20 protein-coding genes are annotated in these 18,389 nt (G+C 57.4%); 16 read left to right on the forward strand and 4 right to left on the reverse strand.

The window, feature by feature from the left end:
* A partial coding sequence (locus ACLPGZ_RS12430; protein ID WP_429641425.1) for an AraC family transcriptional regulator occupies positions 1 to 641 on the reverse strand: 641 nt, incomplete at its 3' end.
* Between the two features lie 175 nt (positions 642 to 816).
* On the opposite strand from ACLPGZ_RS12430, the gene ACLPGZ_RS12435 reads away from it, so the two are divergent.
* From ACLPGZ_RS12435 to ACLPGZ_RS12485, 11 genes are all read left to right on the forward strand, one after another.
* Positions 817 to 1,851, forward strand: a complete 1,035-nt coding sequence (locus ACLPGZ_RS12435) for a class I SAM-dependent methyltransferase (RefSeq protein ID WP_060185902.1) — start codon at positions 817 to 819, stop codon at positions 1,849 to 1,851.
* Between the two features lie 5 nt (positions 1,852 to 1,856).
* On the forward strand, positions 1,857 to 3,092 hold the full coding sequence (locus ACLPGZ_RS12440) for an MFS transporter (RefSeq protein WP_009454604.1): 1,236 nt from the start codon (positions 1,857 to 1,859) through the stop codon (positions 3,090 to 3,092).
* A gap of 160 nt (positions 3,093 to 3,252) precedes the next feature.
* Positions 3,253 to 4,425 carry a molybdopterin-synthase adenylyltransferase MoeB gene (moeB, locus tag ACLPGZ_RS12445; protein ID WP_060185900.1) on the forward strand — a complete coding sequence of 391 codons (1,173 nt, stop codon included), beginning with the start codon at positions 3,253 to 3,255 and terminating at the stop codon, positions 4,423 to 4,425.
* A 19-nt stretch (positions 4,426 to 4,444) separates the two neighbouring features.
* Positions 4,445 to 4,852, forward strand: coding sequence for a M67 family metallopeptidase (locus ACLPGZ_RS12450; protein ID WP_003801262.1), 408 nt, complete (start codon positions 4,445 to 4,447; stop codon positions 4,850 to 4,852).
* Positions 4,853 to 4,925: 73 nt separating this feature from the next.
* A complete protein-coding gene (locus ACLPGZ_RS12455) occupies positions 4,926 to 5,198 on the forward strand; it encodes a MoaD/ThiS family protein (protein ID WP_003801260.1) in 273 nt (90 codons plus the stop codon).
* A gap of 83 nt (positions 5,199 to 5,281) precedes the next feature.
* Positions 5,282 to 7,099: a CoA transferase gene (locus tag ACLPGZ_RS12460; RefSeq protein WP_239055528.1), complete on the forward strand. Its 1,818-nt coding sequence runs from the start codon at positions 5,282 to 5,284 to the stop codon at positions 7,097 to 7,099.
* Entirely contained in the window at positions 7,096 to 8,757 is a 1,662-nt protein-coding gene (locus ACLPGZ_RS12465) for an AMP-binding protein (RefSeq protein ID WP_239055529.1), read from the forward strand. The genes ACLPGZ_RS12460 and ACLPGZ_RS12465 overlap by 4 nt, the downstream gene beginning before the upstream one ends.
* On the forward strand, positions 8,754 to 9,947 hold the full coding sequence (locus tag ACLPGZ_RS12470; RefSeq protein ID WP_239055530.1) for an acyl-CoA dehydrogenase family protein: 1,194 nt from the start codon (positions 8,754 to 8,756) through the stop codon (positions 9,945 to 9,947). The genes ACLPGZ_RS12465 and ACLPGZ_RS12470 overlap by 4 nt, the downstream gene beginning before the upstream one ends.
* Positions 9,944 to 11,134 carry an MFS transporter gene (locus ACLPGZ_RS12475; protein ID WP_239055531.1) on the forward strand — a complete coding sequence of 397 codons (1,191 nt, stop codon included), beginning with the start codon at positions 9,944 to 9,946 and terminating at the stop codon, positions 11,132 to 11,134. The genes ACLPGZ_RS12470 and ACLPGZ_RS12475 overlap by 4 nt, the downstream gene beginning before the upstream one ends.
* A 4-nt stretch (positions 11,135 to 11,138) precedes the next feature.
* Positions 11,139 to 12,179 carry a hypothetical protein gene (locus tag ACLPGZ_RS12480; protein WP_239055532.1) on the forward strand — a complete coding sequence of 347 codons (1,041 nt, stop codon included), beginning with the start codon at positions 11,139 to 11,141 and terminating at the stop codon, positions 12,177 to 12,179.
* 137 nt (positions 12,180 to 12,316) lie between these two features.
* Entirely contained in the window at positions 12,317 to 12,799 is a 483-nt protein-coding gene (locus ACLPGZ_RS12485; protein ID WP_239055533.1) for a GNAT family N-acetyltransferase, read from the forward strand.
* Positions 12,800 to 12,883: 84 nt separating this feature from the next.
* Here ACLPGZ_RS12485 and ACLPGZ_RS12490 read toward each other — a convergent pair whose 3' ends face one another.
* Both ACLPGZ_RS12490 and ACLPGZ_RS12495 read right to left on the reverse strand, forming a co-directional pair.
* Positions 12,884 to 13,258: a DsrE family protein gene (locus ACLPGZ_RS12490; RefSeq protein WP_009454590.1), complete on the reverse strand. Its 375-nt coding sequence runs from the start codon at positions 13,256 to 13,258 to the stop codon at positions 12,884 to 12,886.
* Between the two features lie 21 nt (positions 13,259 to 13,279).
* Positions 13,280 to 13,624: a carboxymuconolactone decarboxylase family protein gene (locus ACLPGZ_RS12495; RefSeq protein ID WP_009454588.1), complete on the reverse strand. Its 345-nt coding sequence runs from the start codon at positions 13,622 to 13,624 to the stop codon at positions 13,280 to 13,282.
* A 119-nt stretch (positions 13,625 to 13,743) separates the two neighbouring features.
* Here ACLPGZ_RS12495 and ACLPGZ_RS12500 point away from each other — a divergent pair, with 119 nt between their 5' ends.
* The 4 genes from ACLPGZ_RS12500 (at position 13,744) to ACLPGZ_RS12515 (ending at position 15,266) form a co-directional block, all read left to right on the forward strand.
* Positions 13,744 to 14,055: an ArsR/SmtB family transcription factor gene (locus ACLPGZ_RS12500; RefSeq protein WP_009454586.1), complete on the forward strand. Its 312-nt coding sequence runs from the start codon at positions 13,744 to 13,746 to the stop codon at positions 14,053 to 14,055.
* Between the two features lie 86 nt (positions 14,056 to 14,141).
* Positions 14,142 to 14,339: a YgaP family membrane protein gene (locus tag ACLPGZ_RS12505; protein WP_239055534.1), complete on the forward strand. Its 198-nt coding sequence runs from the start codon at positions 14,142 to 14,144 to the stop codon at positions 14,337 to 14,339.
* Between the two features lie 197 nt (positions 14,340 to 14,536).
* Positions 14,537 to 15,085 carry a zeta toxin family protein gene (locus ACLPGZ_RS12510; protein ID WP_009454582.1) on the forward strand — a complete coding sequence of 183 codons (549 nt, stop codon included), beginning with the start codon at positions 14,537 to 14,539 and terminating at the stop codon, positions 15,083 to 15,085.
* Positions 15,078 to 15,266, forward strand: coding sequence for a hypothetical protein (locus ACLPGZ_RS12515; protein WP_009454580.1), 189 nt, complete (start codon positions 15,078 to 15,080; stop codon positions 15,264 to 15,266). The genes ACLPGZ_RS12510 and ACLPGZ_RS12515 overlap by 8 nt, the downstream gene beginning before the upstream one ends.
* A 221-nt stretch (positions 15,267 to 15,487) precedes the next feature.
* Here ACLPGZ_RS12515 and ACLPGZ_RS12520 read toward each other — a convergent pair whose 3' ends face one another.
* Positions 15,488 to 16,324: an AraC family transcriptional regulator gene (locus ACLPGZ_RS12520; RefSeq protein ID WP_429641430.1), complete on the reverse strand. Its 837-nt coding sequence runs from the start codon at positions 16,322 to 16,324 to the stop codon at positions 15,488 to 15,490.
* A 285-nt stretch (positions 16,325 to 16,609) separates the two neighbouring features.
* On the opposite strand from ACLPGZ_RS12520, the gene leuA reads away from it, so the two are divergent.
* The gene (leuA, locus tag ACLPGZ_RS12525) at positions 16,610 to 18,280 is read left to right on the forward strand and encodes a 2-isopropylmalate synthase (RefSeq protein ID WP_239055685.1); all 1,671 of its coding nucleotides are present in this window, start codon (positions 16,610 to 16,612) and stop codon (positions 18,278 to 18,280) included.
* The last annotated feature ends 109 nt before the right edge of the window (positions 18,281 to 18,389 follow it).

Here is an 18,389-nt window from a genome sequence, read left to right on the forward strand (position 1 = left end):
GCGCTGTTGGGGGCGTCGGGTGGGGCCAGGCGGTTGAACTGCTCGGCCAGCAAGCTGAGTGCATGGATTTGCAGATTCAGCCTGTGGTGATGAATGGGCTGCTCCGGGGTGCACGGCTGCATATAGCGTGCCAGTGCCGCTGCATGGGCCATGGTGGCCTGGCTGCTGGCATGAAAGGACAGACGGTGCAGTCCCACGCAATCCATCAACTGGGTGGCGCGTTCCGGGCCCACGTATTTGTTCAAGGCCGCCTCGCTGATGACCAGCCGTAATTGCGATACGGATTGGTCCTCTTGATAGTGGCGTTCCCCCCGCAGGGATCGAAAAGCCGTCACCGTGGTATGGCCTGCCTTGAACAGCAGATCTGAGCTCTCCCGACCCTGATAGGCCGACTGTCCTTGCAGACCCACCGTCACCACAATGACACGGCCCGCATGGGGGCCGTTGCTCTCTTCAACCAGCGACCGGCTGGGGTGATAGTGCAAGCGGCCCAACAAGAACCCTTGTTCCAGTTCCACGCATTCGGAATAGCAGTGGCCCAGTTCTTCGGGTAGTTGCAGCCGGACTCGGCCATCGCTCAGAGCGCGGCATGACCTGGGTTCATCCGTGGTTAAGCGATAGCCAAATTTGCGCGTGTTCATCATTTCTCCTGCTAAAAGCGCCTCGCATATGAATTGCTCCGTTCAGCATAGATCTTAATGCAAATAATTCTCATTAAATATATATCATTTCTAGCTGTGATGGCAGAGGGAAGGGCCATTGTGGAATTCACGGAGGTAAAAAACAGTGCTGGATCGATCGCTAGGAGAAGTCGTTTTGTCGGAGCAATTGCTAGAGTCGCATGCTCTGCAAGCCTGTTGGGACGCGCAATTGGCGGGTTTAAGTGCAGATGCCTTGAACCTGGCTTTGGGGTATGGCGTGTTTGCGCATCTGGATAAGTTTATCGCTGCGGAGGAACTTGCGCTTGTGCTCAAGTGGGACGCCGACAACACCGCCTACCTGCTGGAGTTGCTGTGGAGTCTGGAGCTGCTGGAGTGTCAGTGGACCTGTCCGCGACGCTATCGCAGCCTGCCGCAAACGGCGCGTTATCTGAATCCGGGTTCGGCGCAATATTGTGGCGATGCCTTGTTGTTTCGGCATGGTGTCTTGCGTCAGGTGGGCAATCAGCTCGATGAGCTGCTGCGTAATGGCAAATCGCCTCCAGCGGATCCGGCATTGATTCAGCAAGGCTGGGCAGCGGCGGCACGTTCACAAATTGCCCAGGAACAAACGGCGGTGACGGCCGAGGTGGCCTGTGAAATTTTTGGAGCCGTGCCGGAGTTCTGGCAGGCGCAACGTTTGCTGGATTTGGGCGGTGGGCCAGGACTGGTAGCCATCGCCTTGGCGCAACAGCAGCAGGACTTGAATGCCGTGGTGTTCGAGTACGAAGCGGCGGCGGCTGTCGCCCAGCAAAAAATTCTTGGTGCCGGTCTGGAAGCGCGTGTCAGCACCTTGGCCGGTGATCTGCTGGTGGACGATTTCGGGGCGGATTATGACCTGATCTGGTGCTCTTCCGTGCTGCATTTTGTACCGGATATTCCTGCTTTGCTGGCCCGTCTGTATCGTGCGCTGCGCCCCGGCGGGGTGCTGGTGTGCTGTCACGCCGAAGTGCATACCGAGGTTAGCAAGGCCAAACGGATTTTGCATTACTACCTGCATATGCGCATGCAAGGCCGCCACGTGCTGCCGGAAGGGCAGTTGGCCCAGTTGCTGGAACAAGCCGGATTTGATGATGTTCAGCAGTTTGATGAGGTGCGCTTTCCGGTTGCGCCCGTCACTGCATTGATTGCGCGCAAGGCGTGCAAAGGGTGATGAGAATGAAGACGTGGAAAGCATGGGGGGCGCAGTTGCTGTTTGGCTGGATGAATCTGGTGCTGGCCGTCCCCAGTATTTACCTGATGCTGGGTATGCCCCTGGTGATGCGACAGCATGGCTGGTCCGGCACCGAGATAGGCTTGTTCCAGCTGGCGGCCTTGCCCGCCATTTTCAAGCTGGTGCTGGCCATGCCGGTGCAGCGTGTCCGCCTGGGTGGCGGACATTTTGTGCATTGGCTGTGGTTGATGGCGGTCTTGTTGTTGGCTTTGTATGTAGGCATAGGCCGCGAGAATCTGATTGATCAGCGGACCCTGCTGTTTGCCCTGACCTTTGCCATCAGCATTGTGGCGACCTGGATGGACATCCCCTTGAATGCCTTGGCGGTGCAATACCTGCCGCGTGACGAGCAGTTGCGTGCAGGCAGTATTCGTTCTGCCGCCTTATTTCTGGGCGCGATCGTCGGGGCGGGGGTGATGGTGCTGGTGCAGGCCCGTTGGGGTTGGCAGGCACCGTTTGCCTTGATGGGCCTGGGGCTGGTGATTGGTTGTTTGCCCTTTGTCTTTTTGCGTTCCAAAGCCGGTTTGCAAGCGGCTGAGACTGAGCAGGCACCGCCCGGTTTTGTTGCCGATTGGGTCAGCTTCTTCGGGCAGGAAGGGGCCCGGCAGTGGACCAGCCTGCTACTGACCAGCTTCCCCTTTATTGGCGCTGTCTGGTTCTACTTGAAACCCTTGATGCTGGACCAGGGCATGCCTTTGGAAGAGGTGGCCTGGACGGTCGGGATTGCCGGTGGCATTACCGGTGCCGTGTTCAGCCTGATTGGCGGACGTTTGGCGTCATTTCTGGGTGCCGCGCGTGCCATTCCGATTTATCTGCTGGCGGCCTTGCTGTCTCTGATTCTGTTGATGGTTTCCGTCTGGGCCAAGCTGGGGCCGGTGTGGCTGATCAGCAGCGCCCTGTTGATTGCGGCCAGCATGGGGGCTGTGTCGGCATTGCTTTTTGGGCTGACCATGTTCTTTACCCGTAGACAGCGCAATGCATCGGACTACGGTTTGCAGTCGACCATCTTCACCTTGGCCCGTATGGCCGTTCCCATTGTCGCCGGCATCGTGCTGGACCGTTTCGGTCAGGTTGTCATGCTGGGCGTGCTCACCTTGGGTGTTCTGTTCGCCTTTGTACTGGCTTGGCGCGTTCGCCACAGCGTCGGTGCCAGCACCGAAGTTTTGCTGCGTAGCCAGTAAGTCAGGGTCTGAAAACGCCAGCGTGTGCAGGTTGCGCTGGCGTTCATCGTTTTTGCTCCGTTTCGCATAGAAATTAGAACCCAAAGGCTATTGTGTCATTTTCAGTCATATTTGAGAATAAGTCTTGTTCGTATTCATATGTATTTAACTAGGAGTCATTATGACCTTGCCCCCATTAGTTGAGCCCGGTGAGCCTTTAAGCCGCGAAGAGGTTAACCGTTATAGCCGTCACCTCTTGATTCCCAATGTGGGCATGGAAGGCCAGCGCCGCATCAAAAATGCCAAAGTGCTGGTTATCGGGGCAGGGGGGCTGGGTTCGCCCACCTTGCTGTACTTGGCCGCAGCCGGGGTGGGCACACTGGGCATCATCGACTTTGACCGGGTGGATGAGTCCAATCTGCAGCGCCAGATCATTCACACCGTAGATAGCATTGACGAGCTGAAAGTGGAAAGCGCCAAGCGTGCGATTCACAAGCTCAACCCCCATATCAAGGTAGAAACGTATACCGACAGGTTGGAACCTGACATGGCGGTCGAGCTGTTCTCGCGCTACGACCTGATTCTGGATGGCACCGACAACTTTGCGACCCGCTATCTGGTCAATGATGCGTGCATGCTGGCCGATAAACCCTATGTCTGGGGTTCGATCTTCCGCTTTGAAGGCCAGGTCGCGGTGTTCTGGGAAAACGCGCCCGGTGGCATAGGTTTGAACTACCGCGACCTGTACCCCGAGCCCCCACCGCCCGAGCTGGCTCCGTCTTGCGCGCAGGGCGGTGTGTTTGGTGTCTTGTGCGCCTCGATTGCCTCCATCATGTCCACCGAAGCCATCAAGCTGATTACCGGCATTGGCGATCCTTTGATCGGCCGCCTGATCGCTTATGACGCACTGGATATGTGCTACCGCGAACTGCCCATCCGCCGCCTGCCCAATCGCAAGCCCGTGACCGAGCTGGGCGATTACCAAACCTTCTGCGGCCTGAATCCACCGGCTGATGCCATGGCCATCCCCGTGCCTGTCATGACTGTGCTGGAGCTGAAAGAACGGCTGGACCAAGAGCAGGCCCCTGTCCTGGTGGACGTGCGCGATCCCAATGAATGGGAAATCGTGAATATTCCTGGCGCGATTCTGATGCCCAAATCGCCCACCGTCGCCGCCGAGATTCTGGCTGCCTTTGGTCCGAATGCGGATCTGGTGATTTCGTGCCGCTCCGGTGCGCGTTCCAGGACCGTGTGCGAAGAGCTGATCAAGTTGAAGGCCCCCAAGGTGCGCAATCTGGAAGGCGGCGTGCTGGCTTGGGTGGAGCAGGTCGCTCCCGAATTGGCGTCTTACTAAGTTCGGGAGGAAGCACATCATGGCCTTGCAGATTCGTCGTTCTGCTCTGGAGCAAGTTCTGAATCATGCCAAGCAGGATCACCCCATTGAGGCATGCGGACTGATTGCCGCCCAGGAGGGCTCGCTGGTGGCCGAACGCGTGCTGCCCATGCAAAACCGGGCGGCCTCGGAGGTGTTTTATCAGTTCGATTCGCGCGAGCAATTTCAGGTCTACCGCCGTCTGGATGAGGACGATCAGGAGTGCTGCGTGATCTATCACTCTCATACCGCCAGCCAGGCTTTCCCGAGCAAGGATGACATTGATTTTGCGGGCCATCCCGAACTGCATTACTTGATCGTGTCCACCTGGGATCAGGCCACCGTGCCGGTTCGATCCTTCCGGATTATCGACGGCGGTGTGACCGAAGAAACCATCGTGATTGTCTAGGGAGCAGCGTCGCTCCCCCAAGGGGGCGTGCGTCCCGGCTGTTGGAAACCACTATTTCAAAGGAGTTTTAAACATGTCCATTTCAGTCTCTATCCCGACCTTGCTGCGTCCACTGACGAACGGCGAGAAGAAAGTCCAGGCCCAGGGCGCTTCGGTAGGCGAAGTGATCGAGCATCTTGAAGGCCAGTTTCCCGGCATCAAGGCGCGCCTGATGAGCGGCGAAGACCTGCACCGTTTCGTGAACATTTACGTGAACGAAGAGGACATCCGTTTCAGCGATGGTCTGAAAACCGCCACCCGCGCTGGCGACAGCCTGACCGTACTGCCTGCCGTAGCAGGGGGCTAAGACCATCTGGTCTGGATTTTCATGGTGCAAGTGCTGGTTTCTGCAATCAGCACTTGGCGTGCGCATCACTCTGGTTTGGAACTATGTCTGAATTACTACATGGCTGCGGATTACGTTGGCAGATGGGCTCACAGCCCCCGTATTGGCCGGGCTTGCCTGCTGCCTTGAGCCGTCAGGCTCGATTGCTGGGTTTATCTGAACAAGGACAATCCGCAGGCCATCAAGACGAAGCAGCATTCAGCCTGTATTCGCCTGATTTTGGAACGATTAGCACGCATCTGGAAACCGAGGCGGGCGGCATGACGCAAGCCGCGATCAGCGAGCTGAGCATGCAGGCTGCCAGCGGTATCTTGTCCGTGCATGGACGCTCCAGTGGGCTTTCGGGCACGCTGGGCCTGGATTATCTGGCCGTGCTCAGTTCAGCCATGACCCTGCAAGCGACCTTGGCGGCGGCCTTGGGCCAATTGCGCGGCGGGCGTTTCTCTACGGTGTCGGTTTCGCCCTTGGGCTGCGGCCTGCTCAGTATCGGGCAGTATCTGGCCGGGGCAACGGCGGCTCAAGATCCCGAACAGTTATTGGCGGGTAGTTACGATCTCGGCTTACGGCCCCCCTTTGTTTCGCAAGACGGCGTGGTCTTTGAACTGGAAACCTTGGACCCGCGACCCTGGCGCGCCTTTTGGGAAGCAGTGGGCGTACCGGCCGATCTGGCCGGTCAGGCCTGGAAAGCGTTTTTGCTGCGCTATGCCAAGGCGGTGTGCCCTATGCCAGCGGCATGTTTAAGCAGTCTGCAAGCCCTGAACTTTGCCCGTTTGCAGGAACTGGCCTTGCAGACCGGCATGGCCATCTTGCCGGTACGTACACCGGCTCAACGCCAGAGCGATAGTGATTACGCGGCCTTGGCCGGTCTGTGGCAGCATCAGAGTCATGCCGCGCCCGGCTCATTGAGCACCTTGCCGTCCAAGGCCGATTTGCCCCTGCGTGGTTTGCGGGTGGTGGAGTCCTGCCGTCGGATTCAAGGGCCTATTGCCGGTCACTTGCTGGCGCTGCTGGGGGCCGAAGTGATTCGTCTGGAACCGCCCGGTGGTGATCCCTTGCGTGCCATGCCACCGTGCGTGGATGGCTGCTCGGTGCGCTTTGATGCGCTTAATCAATTCAAGATGGTGCAGGAAGTGGACATCAAATCGGCTCAAGGCCGCCAGGCCATTTACGAATTGGTGAGCCAGTCTGATGTATTTCTGCATAACTGGGCGCCGGGCAAGGCGGCCGAGCTGCAACTGGATGCCCAGGACTTGCACGCGGTGCGCCCGGATCTGGTCTACGCCTATGCGGGCGGTTGGGGCCAGGAGCAAGTGGATGCGCCGGGGACGGACTTCACGGTGCAAGCCTGGTCGGGCATTGCTCACACCATATCTCAAACCTCGGATGCACGGGGCGGGTCGTTGTTTACGGTGCTGGATGTGCTGGGCGGGGTGATGGCCGCGCTGGGTATCAGTGCCGCCTTGCTGCGCCGGGGCCTGAGCGGGTCGGGCTTGCGGGTAGACAGCTCCTTGTTAGCCACGGCCGATCATCTGGCCCAGGCCGTTTCTCCCATCAGTAAAACTGGCGTGTCGGCGGTGTTCCAGACGGGCGAGGGCTTCATCGTCATCGACTGCCAGGATCAAACGCATCTGCATGCCCTGGCCGGGTGGCTGAATGTGTCGCCCGATGCTGTCTGGACGGTCTTGCCGGATCGTCTTCTGTCCCAGTCTGCCCGTAGCCTGGAAACGCAACTGGATGTGCTGGGCATACCGGCCCGCCGCGTCCATAGCAATCTGGCGCAACTGCGTGCTGATCCACGTCTGACGTCTCATTTCCATGACAAGGGCTATTCGTCTGTTAATTCTCCCTGGAGGTTTTTATGAATCACGCTGGCATCATCGATCTGGTCCCTGCGTCATTGCGCCAACGCTGGATAGAGGACGGTACCTACCCGAACAAGCCGGTCTTTACGCTGTTTGCGGAAAAAGCTCAGGCTCATCCGGACAAACTGGCGGTGCTCTCGCCCGAAGGCAATATCAGTTATAGCGCCTTGATGGACGCGGCTCTGCGTCTGGCAGGCAGCTTGCGTCGGGCAGGGATTATGGCGGGAGACGTGGTGGCGTATCAGCTCAGCAACCATTGGGTGTGCTGCGCCATTGACCTGGCCGCCGCTGCTTTGGGGGCGATTGTTGCGCCTTTCCCACCCGGACGGGGCAAGCTGGATATTCAGTCGCTGGTGCGTCGTTGCGATGCACGGGCGGTGATTGTGCCGCATGAATATGCAGGCATTGATTTGTGTGAAGTGATCGAGTCCTTGCGACCTACGCTGTTGTCCTTGCGTGTCCTGATTGTGCAAGGCCCATCGCGTCCGGGCTGGATGACTTTGGATTCCCTGTTCGAGGGCGAACCCCTGGCCTTGTCCGAATTGCCGGTGGTGTCTCCCAATTCGCCAGTGCGTTTGCTGGTGTCTTCGGGCACCGAGTCCGAGCCCAAGCTGGTGGCCTATTCGCATAATGCGCTGGTGGGTGGGCGGGGCCGATTCCTGCAACGCATTTCCCCTAATGATGTGGAGTTCCGGGGCATGTATCTGGTGCCGCTGGGTTCTTCATTTGGCTCTACGGCCACCTTCGGTGTGCTGTGCTGGTTGGGGGGTTCTTTGGTGGTCTTGCCCAAGTTTGATGTGCCTAGCGCGATTGCCGCCATCAATGCCTTCAAACCCAGCTTTATTTTGGGCGTGCCCACCATGTTCCAGCGTATTGCGGCAGCGCCTGAGCTGGAGAAGGCCGATAAAGCCAGCTTGCGCGGCTTGATTGTGGGCGGTTCAGTCATTGACGAAGCTACGGTACGCCGTTGCGTGGAAGCGTTTGGGTGCGGCTTTATCAGCCTGTACGGCTCGGCCGATGGGGTGAACTGCCACAACACGCTGGACGATCCCATCGACGTGGTCTTGAGCAGTGTGGGGACCCCTAATCCGCAAGTGTGCGAGATCCGCCTGATTGATGACGAGGGTGCCGAAGTGCCGCAAGGCGAGGTAGGCGAAATTACCGCTCGTGGTCCCTTGAGCCCCATGCAATATGTGAACGCTCCGGAGCTGGATGCCCAGTATCGGGACGAACAGGGTTGGGTGAAAACGGGCGATCTGGGCTATATCAATGCCCAAGGGCAGTTGGTGCTGGCAGGTCGCAAGAAAGACATCATTATTCGTGGTGGCGCGAACATCAGCCCGGTGCAAATTGAAGGCCTGGTCATGGCTCACCCGGATGTAGTCACTGTGGCTTGCGTGCCGGTTCCCGACGCGGATCTGGGCCAGCGTATTTGCTTGTGCGTGACGGTGCGTGAAGGCGTGCCACGTTTCTCCCTGAAAGAGATTACCGACTTCTTGCGTGAGCAGGGTCTGGAAGTGAACAAGCTGCCGGAGTATCTGCGCTTTTACCGCAGCCTGCCGCTGACGCCTGCAGGCAAGATCGACAAGCGCGCCTTGGCCGCTGATGCTGCTGCATTGGGCTCTGGGGCCAAGACTGCAGCGGGGATAGCAGCATGAACCACCTTGCCATTTCCAGCGCAGCCTTGAGCCGCAAGCTGCGGCAGTTTGTGGATACCGAGATCATCCCCAACGAGGGCATTCTGGCCCAGGGGGATAATCTGGCCCGCGAGCTGACTCTGGACCTGACACGTCGTGCTCAACAGGCGGGTTTGTTCGGCAGCTTCTACCCCATGCATCGTGGTGGTCGGATCGCCAGTTTGGTTGAGTACCTGCCTGTGGCCGAACAGGAAGGACGCTCCGAATATGGCCCTGGCATTTTCGGGGCAGATGCCACGCTGGATGCGTATATGTTGAGCCATCATGGCTCGGCCAGCGTCAAACAGCGCTTTCTGACGCCCTTGCTCAAGGGGGATGCAGTGTCCAGCTATGCCATGTCCGAGCCGGACAGCATTGGTTCGATTCCGGCCACCATGCAATGTCAGGCTCGCCTGAAAGACGGGCAATGGCATGTGAATGGCCGCAAGTGGTTTATTTGTCGGGCGCAACAGGCCAGTTTCGCGACCGTGGTGGCGCGCAGCGCGGACGGCCCCGTGAATGAGTCCTTGTCCATGGTGATCGTGCCCACGGATGCGGCGGGATTTAAAGTCGTGCGTCCCTTGCCTTTGCTGGGGCGTTATCAAGGGCAGAACGAGCTGCTGTTCAACAATGTGACCGTGCCGGAGGACCATGTTCTGGGTAGCGCCGGACAGGGCATTGCCCTGATGCAAAAGCGTCTGGCCTTGGGGCGTATTGTGCGATCCGTGCAATGGCTGGGCTTGGCGCAACGCAGCTTTGAAATCATGTGCGAACGCATTCATTCGGAGCGCGGAGAACTGGCCCGTCTGGCGGACAAGCAACTGGTTCGGGCGCGGGTCTATCAGGTGTACCGGGCCATTACCTCGGCCCGTTGCTTGCTGCGTGAAGCGGCTGTCAAGTTCGACGCGGGTTTGCCCAATGCGGTGGAGGTGAATGTGGCCAAGCTGGCGTCGTCGGATGCGGTCAGCGCGGCAGCAGATTCCGCCATCCAGATTATGGGGGCCGAAGGCCTGGCCGATTGGAGCCCCTTGTCCGGCATCTATCGGGCAGCGCGTACCACGCATATTCTGGATGGGGCGGACGACGCCTTGATCAGTACCGTTGGCAAGCACTTGCTGCAAGCCCACTACGCCACACAAGAGATGGCAGATATGAACAAGGCAGTCGCATGATGCTATCGACACGGGCAAGTCGTTCATCCTGGGTGCTGGCCAGTTTGATGACTCTGGCGATGGGCATGCCCATGATGGTGTTTTACGCCATCGGCGTGCTGGGTCCGCAAATCATTCAGGACTTGGGCATTTCGCGCGAGCAACTGGGGTGGTTGACCACCAGCACCTTTGGGCTGGCGGCCTTGCTCTCGCCGTGGGCGGGGGCCTTGGTGCAGCGCATGGGCAATCGGCACGGTTTGTTTTTGCTGTTCCTGCTGGTGGCCATGTCCTTTAGCCTGATTGCGGTGTTGCCGGGTTTCTGGGGTGTGCTGACGGCCTTGCTCTTGTGCGGCCTGGCGCAGTCCTTGGCCAACCCGGTGACCAATCAGGCCATTGCCCAGTTGGTACCGGCAGAGCGCAAGGCGGGGCTGGTTGGTATCAAGCAGTCCGGCGTGCAGGCTTCGGCCTTGCTGGCCGGTCTGGTCCTGCCCACCCTGGCCTACAAATTGGGGTGGCGGGGGGCGTTTGTGGTGTGGGTACCAGCCATGCTGTGCCTGTCCTACTTTGCCCTGCAGCTTTTGCCAGCCAGAGCCAGCACCGCAGCCGGCAGCATGTCCTGGCGCTTGCCCTGGCCCAGCCAACAACTTTGGCTGTTAATGGCCATTCAGCTGTGCGCGGGTCTGGTGCTGTCGTCCTTCATCACTTTTCTGGGCGTATTTGCGCAGCAACTGGGCGTGTCGCCGTACTGGATAGGGATGCTGGTCAGTGGCTTTGGGGTAATGGGGATTGTGTCCCGAGTGCTCTTGACGCCTATCGCTGCCCGCTTTGGGGATGAAACCTTGTTGCTGGGCATCCTGTTTGTCATCCCGATTGTGGCCTTGTTGCTGATGATGATGGCCGCGCCGGACAGACTCTGGCCCCTGGGAGCCGGGGTGTTGGCCATTGGCTTGACCCTGGTTGCCACCAATGCCATTGCCATGAGCATGTTGCTGCGGGATGCCCGTTTTGGGTCGCCGGCTCGTACCGCAGGGCTGTTGTCCGTCGGGTTTTTTGGTGGCTTTGCCTTTGGTCCGCCACTGTTTGGTGTGCTGCTGCGCTCGCCCGAAGGCTTTGCTGCTGCCTGGCCTTTCCTGATGGGCATTCTGGTGTGCGCTAGCTTGTTGTGCCTGATTTTGTACCAGGTTCGTCGCATGGCGAAAGGGGAATGATGGAATGTCTGTAGAGGTATTGGGATCAGCCAGCATCGAGTCCATTTTTGCGAATATGGACCAGGTTGCAGAGCAATGTGGGGAGCAGTTTCCCTTGTTCAGACAGTCCTCGTCCGAGCAATGGACCTTGTCGCGACGTGGCTCCTGGTTAGGGGGCTTCTGGGCGGGCTTGTGGTGGCGACGCGCCTTGATCAGCGGTCAGGAGCAGGATAAGGAGCAGGCGCTGAACTGGAGTCAGAAGCTGCAAGTCTGGCTGGAAGAGCCCAGCATCAATCGAAGCTTTGTGTTCTGGTATGGCTCCGGCCTGGGCAGCATCTGGCATGGGGATAGAGAGGCCGAAGCCCATGTCGATCAGGCTGCACAAGCTCTGCTGAACAGCTTTGATGCCTCCAGTGGCTTCTGGCCCTTGGGTTCCGGGATGGGGGGCGGGGAGGCGGGTAATCACATGTTGAATGTGGATGCTCTGGCTCCTACGCTTTTAGTGCTGGATGCGCAGGGTGGGCCGGTGGCGCGTCAGTTTGGGCAGTGGCATGTGGATGCCTGCCTGCGTTATCTGCAAAAACGCAGCGGAGCCTGGCGCGATACGGTCTTGCTACGCGGGAACGATGTGTTGGCCGAGCAGGGCGCTGAAACCTGGCAACGAGGGCAGGCCTGGGCCATGTTGGGAATGGCAACCGCAACGCGCTTGTATGACAGAAAGTCCTATGCTCAAGCAGCCCTGAATGCCTGCCGATATTGGCACGAGCGTTGGGGGAAGTTTGCGCATGGCTTTTTGACGCAGGAGTCCCCACTAAGTCCGGTCGACCGTTCAGCCTGGGCGATTGCTTCTTTGGCTATGTATGAGCTGTGGCAGATTCTGCCGGAACAACAATGGCTGCACGAGCAATCGCGCTTGTATCTGGATGCCTTGCTGACCCCTGAGTTAAGTGAAACAGGGCGTTTTGTGGGACATCTTTACAAAGTTGCGCCGGGGCAGTCTGAACTGGTGGAATCGGCCTGCGCCAGCTTCTTTTTGCTGGAGGCTTTGTTGGCGCATTCGGCTTGAAGATAGGCCATAGACAGCTTGCTTGCTCCCCTTGAATGCTCAAGGGGGCGGCTCTATCGGTATGATGTGCGCTTGAGTGTTCTTGATGGCCTTTCAATGCAGGAAAGCATCAAACACAAGGAGCGGGTTTTCATCCTATGGCAGCCGTAAAAGAACAAACTTCTATACAGATCCGATCCGCCATTCAGGCAGATTATGAAGGCTTGCTGGCCCTTGACACGGTAGCGTCGCAGGAGCCTGAGCGTGCCTTGCAGATTCAGGGCTGCATTCAGAAATCGCAGTGTTATGTGGCTGAGCGAGAAGGCATCTTGTTGGGCTATGGCGTCTTGAATTACCACTTCTTTGGCCACGGCTTTGTCGAGATGCTGATGGTGGGGGAGTCTGGTCGGGGGCAGGGCATTGGCTCGGCTTTGCTGCGATATTTCCGGCAGATTAGTCAGACAGAAAAGCTGTTTTCTTCTACCAACCAATCCAATCAGGCCATGCATGGCATGTTTCAGAAATTGGGCTTTCGACGTAGCGGCGTGATTGAAAATCTGGATGAAGGCGACCCGGAGATTGTGTACGTTTCTCTGGCTAATACAGAGCCAGAAGCAGAGGGGCCAAGGCAGACTTGCTGAATTGAATGCCAGTATTTTGTATTGAAAAAGCAGGCCAAAACACAAAAATGGTTTGGCCTGTTTTGCATCTGAGGAAGCAGCGTATCAGGAAATCTGCAAAGAGCCTGTTGCGCCCATCAGCAGGTCGATCACATCCGGCGCGGAAATGATTTCAAAGCGTGGGTCCATCTGCTCGGCGCTCAGGCCGTTATGCAGCATGCAGGACTTGCACACGGCCACGCGTCCACCTTGCTCCAGATATTTCTTCAACAGCTCTGCTGCCGGTTCAAAGGGGGCGCCAATACTGATGGGGTCGGCGGCACCGGGTACACCCAGCGCGACTCCTTCAGCCATCAGAATCAGGCAGGCGCTATGTCCCTTCTGAACCGCATTGACAGCCATGGTCAGGGCCACGGTTACTTTGTCGGGATTGCCCTGGGCATGGAACAGCGTCGATACAAAAGCAGCGGGTTTAGGCATCACAATTCTCCTTGTTTCGGTTCAAGACTTGAATTCATTGAATGCGGCAACGGCATTGGCCGCGTACATCACGGATGGACCACCGCCCATATAGATCGCAACCCCCAAGGCTTCATGTACTTCTTCCAGACTGGCTCCCATCTGCGCCAAGGCCTTGCTATGAAAGCCTATGCAGCCCTCGCAATGGGTGGCTACGCCAATTGCCAAGGCTATCAATTCTTTGGTTTTGGCATCGAGGGCGCCGCCTGTCATGGCGGCCTTGCCCAGATCTCCAAACCCTTTCATCACGTCGGCTTGGGTCTGACGTAGCTGCGCCAGATTGCTGGAAATGCCTTGGGTCAGTTGCTTGTAGCTAGTTTCACTCATGCATGACTCCTGTCGTATTAACAAAAGCAAAGGAATACTGAAATTGTTGACTGCATTAATTCAGTATATGCTAAATTAAGATTTATCTAAATTAATGCGCAAGAAAAGCTGGATAAACCATGATCCAAAGCAAATCCGACATCGAGCTGTTGCAAGAGAGCGCTGATCAAGCGGCCGCTTTGTTGCAGGCGGTGGGCAATCCCAAACGCCTGGTGATTCTGTGTCTCTTGATTCAGCAAGGCGAGATGAGTGTGGGAGCACTGAACGAGATGGTGGCGCTAAGCCCCTCGGCCCTGTCGCAGCATTTGGCGCGCATGCGCCAGGAAGGTTTGGTCAGCTACCGGCGCGAGGCGCAAACCCTGTATTACCGCATTGAGGACCCGAATGTCGCCACCTTGATTGGCACCTTGAAAGATATTTTCTGTCCCTGAGCCTGATGGCATCAGGGGCGGGGCGCATCGCCTGCAGGCCATCGCCCGACCCGTTTTCCCTTGCTTCTTTGTTAAAAGGATTCGCCATGAAAAGCAATGTAGGTGGTTTGGATCGTATTGCTCGTATCGTTGCGGGTGTGGTGCTGATTGCGCTGGCAGTCACGAACGTCATCGGCTGGTGGGGCTGGCTGGGCCTGATTCCTCTGATCACGGGGCTGGTCGGTTTTTGCCCGCTGTACCCCATGCTGGGCCTGAGCACCTGCCCGCTGAAAAAGCGTCAATAGATCACTCGCTATGGCCTGGTAACGGGTCATTCCCGCCTGCTCCTTGAAAAGGTTCCTTGTGCTCAAGGAGCCTTTTTATCGCCTGAAAACTCGCCTTGGCCAACGGATGCGTGGCGGCCAAAGCAAGGTGCTTGGCTGGCCTTTTCGCCAATGTATGATACAAATCTGTTCAATGTGGACATTGTTTAGGTGTATTTATGTCTGGCAACAACGCTGACACGGGCAAGAGCAAAAAGATTCTGATCATTGCTGGCCCGAACGGGGCAGGCAAGACGACGTTTGCGCGCTCTTTCCTCCCGGCCGAAGCGGAGGTGCTGCGCTTTATCAATGCAGATCTGATTGCTGCAGGTTTGTCGCCTTTTGCGCCAGAGAGCGCGGCCATCAAAGCGGGGCGTTTGATGCTGGACGAATTGAAAGAAGCAGTTCGCCTGGGCGAGAGCTTCGCGCTGGAAACGACCTTGTCTGGCCAAGGCTATGTGCGCCATATTGAAAAATGGCAGGCGCAGGGCTATCGCGTCAGCTTGTATTTTTTAAGTCTGCCCGATGCGGATATGGCGATCGCGCGAGTGGCAGAACGGGTACGTCAGGGTGGCCATAACATCCCTGAGCCCGTCATTCGTCGCCGCTTTGCGGCTGGCATGAAGAACTTCCTGCATCATTATCGGGATACCGTGGATGATTGGGTTTTGTACGATAACGCAGGCAGTGTGCCAGTCCTGTTGGAGTGGGGAGAGAAAGATGAATAAAGAAGATATTTCCAAAGCAAAAAACCCGGACTTGCGGGCTTCGCTGGCCGCCTTGGAGCGTGCAGCGCAGTCGGCACGTTTTGTGGCCATGCAAACCAATACCTCGGTGGTCTTGGTAGAGAACGGCAAGATGATCAAGCTCTCGGCAGAGCAACTGCGGCAGGAAGTCTGCAAGAGTTGATGACGCTGGGCTGCGATCGCGGTCCTGGCCTGCTCGCGTCGTACTTTTGTTGCTGCTGAATAGCTGGTGTTGTGAGGAACTCAAGAGGGCGATGGGTCTTGTAGACAGGCCTGAGATGGCCGCATGAATATCCGTATAGCGCATGGAATCAGCCAGAAAGCAGGCTGGCAGACTAAGTAGTTACTCCAATCTGCCAGACATCCTTGTCGTCGAGATTGGCTTCAGACCATGCCCGCATCATGCTCCCTATCAGGGTACTGGCTCAAAGTCGCCAAAAACTCCGAAGGCGGATAAGCAAAGGTCTTTTTAAAGGCTACTGAATAAGCGCTCAAACTTTCATAGCCACTTTCCAGCGCCGCCTGCGTGATGGACCTGCCTTGCAGCAGAAACTGGATCGAGGCCATCAAGCGCATCTGTTGCCGCCATTTCCCCAGATTCATCCCCGTGCTTTTCAGAAAGCGCCGATGCAAGGTTTTCGGCGTCAAGGCGTATTGCTGCGCCACCTCATCCATCGTTTTTTGCTGGGCTGGCGAGCGCACCAGGTCTTCGCAAATCCGTCGCATCAATTCCTCTTGCGGCCAGGGCAAATGAAAAGGCAGGGGATGCAGCACGCGCAAATCTTCTATCAATAGCTGTCCCAGTAAGGCGTCTCGTAACGGTGGGTTCTCTTGCGGAATCACCCGCACCAGTGCTGCAATCAATTCACGCACCAGTGGTGTGACATGGATCACGCAATCGTGGTCCGGTAATTGTGCGGCCAGAATTTCATCAATAAATAAACCATGCACATTCACGGCGGTGGTGGCATTGAGCTGATGCGGCACGCCGGGTCGCAACCAGACGGCGGTGGTCGGGGGCACCAGCCACTGGCCGGTGTCGGCCTGTACCAGCAGCACCCCTTCCGTGGCATACAAAAGATGCCCCCGGTGGTGGCGATGGCGGGGCACTTCATGGCCGGCAGGGTAATGCTCGATTACCCCGCTGACCAGCAAGGGCGAGGTATCGGAGTGAGACAAGTCCAGTGCTCGCCCACCGCGTTCAGGGGATGCGTAGCCCATATTCAGAAATGTCCAAAAAAATAAAACAAATGACTATTTTTTGATAGAAGGCCAAGTGTCTTGCAGTCTAAAGTGCTTTTATCGTCTTCATCAAGCACTTTGGGATTGAACCTGTCGTGACTCATTTGCACTTGCTATCGCTAGGCCTACTAGCCCTGACATCCGGTCGGGGTCCGTACGCCTGTGTGTGCGAATGGTCCTATCCTGGTTTCCCCAGACCCCGACTGTAGCCAGCTCCTTGGAGTAGGGAAGCCAGGCATGTCATTCCCTATATTCGAGGTTCCCATGCTGACTGATCCTTCCCACAAATACCGTCCCTTTCCTGTCGTCAATTTGCCCGATCGCCAGTGGCCGCAGCGCACCCTGAGCCAAGCGCCCGTGTGGCTGTCTACCGATTTGCGCGACGGCAACCAGGCCCTGTTTGAACCCATGAATCGCGACCGTAAATTGCGTCTGTTTCAGGAGCTAGTCCGTATTGGCTTCAAGGAAATCGAGGTGGGTTTTCCGTCTGCCTCGCAAACCGATTTTGATATCGTCCGGCAACTGATTGACGAGGGCATGATCCCGAACGACGTCACGCCTATGGTCATCACCCAACTGCGTGAGGATTTGATCGAAACCACGGTACGCAGCGTGGCGGGTGCGCGTCGTGTGATTGTGCATTTCTACAATGCGATTGCTCCTGCTTTCCGGGAAATCGTCTTCAAGATGGAGGTGCCGCAAATCATCGAGATGGTGCGTCACCATGTGGAGGTGTTCAAGCGCCTGACGGCCAAGCACCCGGAAACGGAGTGGGTGCTGCAATACTCACCTGAAACGTTCTGCATGGCAGAGCTGGAGGTGTCGCTGGCTGTCTGCAATGCGGCTATTGATGCCTGGGACGCGGGTCCAGCGCGGCCCATGATTATCAATCTGCCCACCACGGTGGAAGTGACGACAGCGAACGTCTTTGCTGATCAGATTGAATGGATGGATCGCCATTTGAATAGGCGCGAACATATCGTTCTGTCGGTACACCCGCATAATGATCGCGGAACGGGCGTTGCTTGCGCTGAACAAGCCATGCTGGCCGGCGCACAGCGTGTCGAGGGGTGTCTGTTTGGCAATGGCGAGCGCAGTGGCAATCTGGATGTGGTGACCTTGGCCCTGAATCTGTATACCCAGGGTATCTCTCCGAATCTGGATTTCTCTGACATCTCGGCAGTAGCGCGTATCGCGGAAGTGGCCACGTCCTTGCCCATTCACCCACGTCACCCGTATGTGGGCGATCTGGTCTTTACCGCCTTTTCCGGTTCCCATCAGGATGCGATTGCCAAGGGCTTTGCGGTGCAGAAAGAAGATGCCCCCTGGCGTGTACCTTATCTGCCAGTCGACCCCAAGGATTTGGGCCGCACCTACGACAGCATCGTGCGTGTCAACAGCCAGTCCGGCAAAGGAGGCATCGCTTTTCTGCTGCAACGCGACTACGGCATTGTGATGCCGCGCCGCATGCAGGTGGAGTTCAGTGCCATTGTTCAGCAGATTGCCGATTCCAGCGAAACGGAGCTGAACAGCCAGCAGATTTGGGAACTGTTTGAGACCACCTATCTGCAAGCCAATCAGCGCCAGGGGAACAACAGCTACCGAGCACATCGCCTGTTCGATGAGGCACAAGGGCAGCAGGGCATAGAGCTGCAATGCGTCAATGCCAATGGCGAGACTGAAACCTATACCGGAACGGGCAATGGGCCGATTGCGGCGACGGTGGCGGCCTTGAACCTGCCTTTGCGCATCGATAGTTACGAGGAACGCAGCCTGGGTTCAGGAGCGGACGCTTGCGCGATGGCGATTGTGGAAGCGGTCATGCCCGGTGTGCCTGGCTCGAAATTTGGTGTGGGCAAGCACGCGAATATCATTACGGCCAGCGTGATGGCGGTGATGAATGCGGCGGCACGTTTTGAGGAGTTCGAGGCTTAAGCAGCCATCAAGCTGCGGTGGGCCGCGCTAGCTCCTGTGTGTAACACAACAGCGCGGGCCACTTTTGACGGCTAAGTGGCTCTGAGTCAGGGGGCGACTCTGCTTGAAG

The sequence above is a fragment of the Alcaligenes sp. Me129 genome (assembly GCF_050487245.1).
Lineage (GTDB): Bacteria > Pseudomonadota > Gammaproteobacteria > Burkholderiales > Burkholderiaceae_B > Alcaligenes > Alcaligenes phenolicus.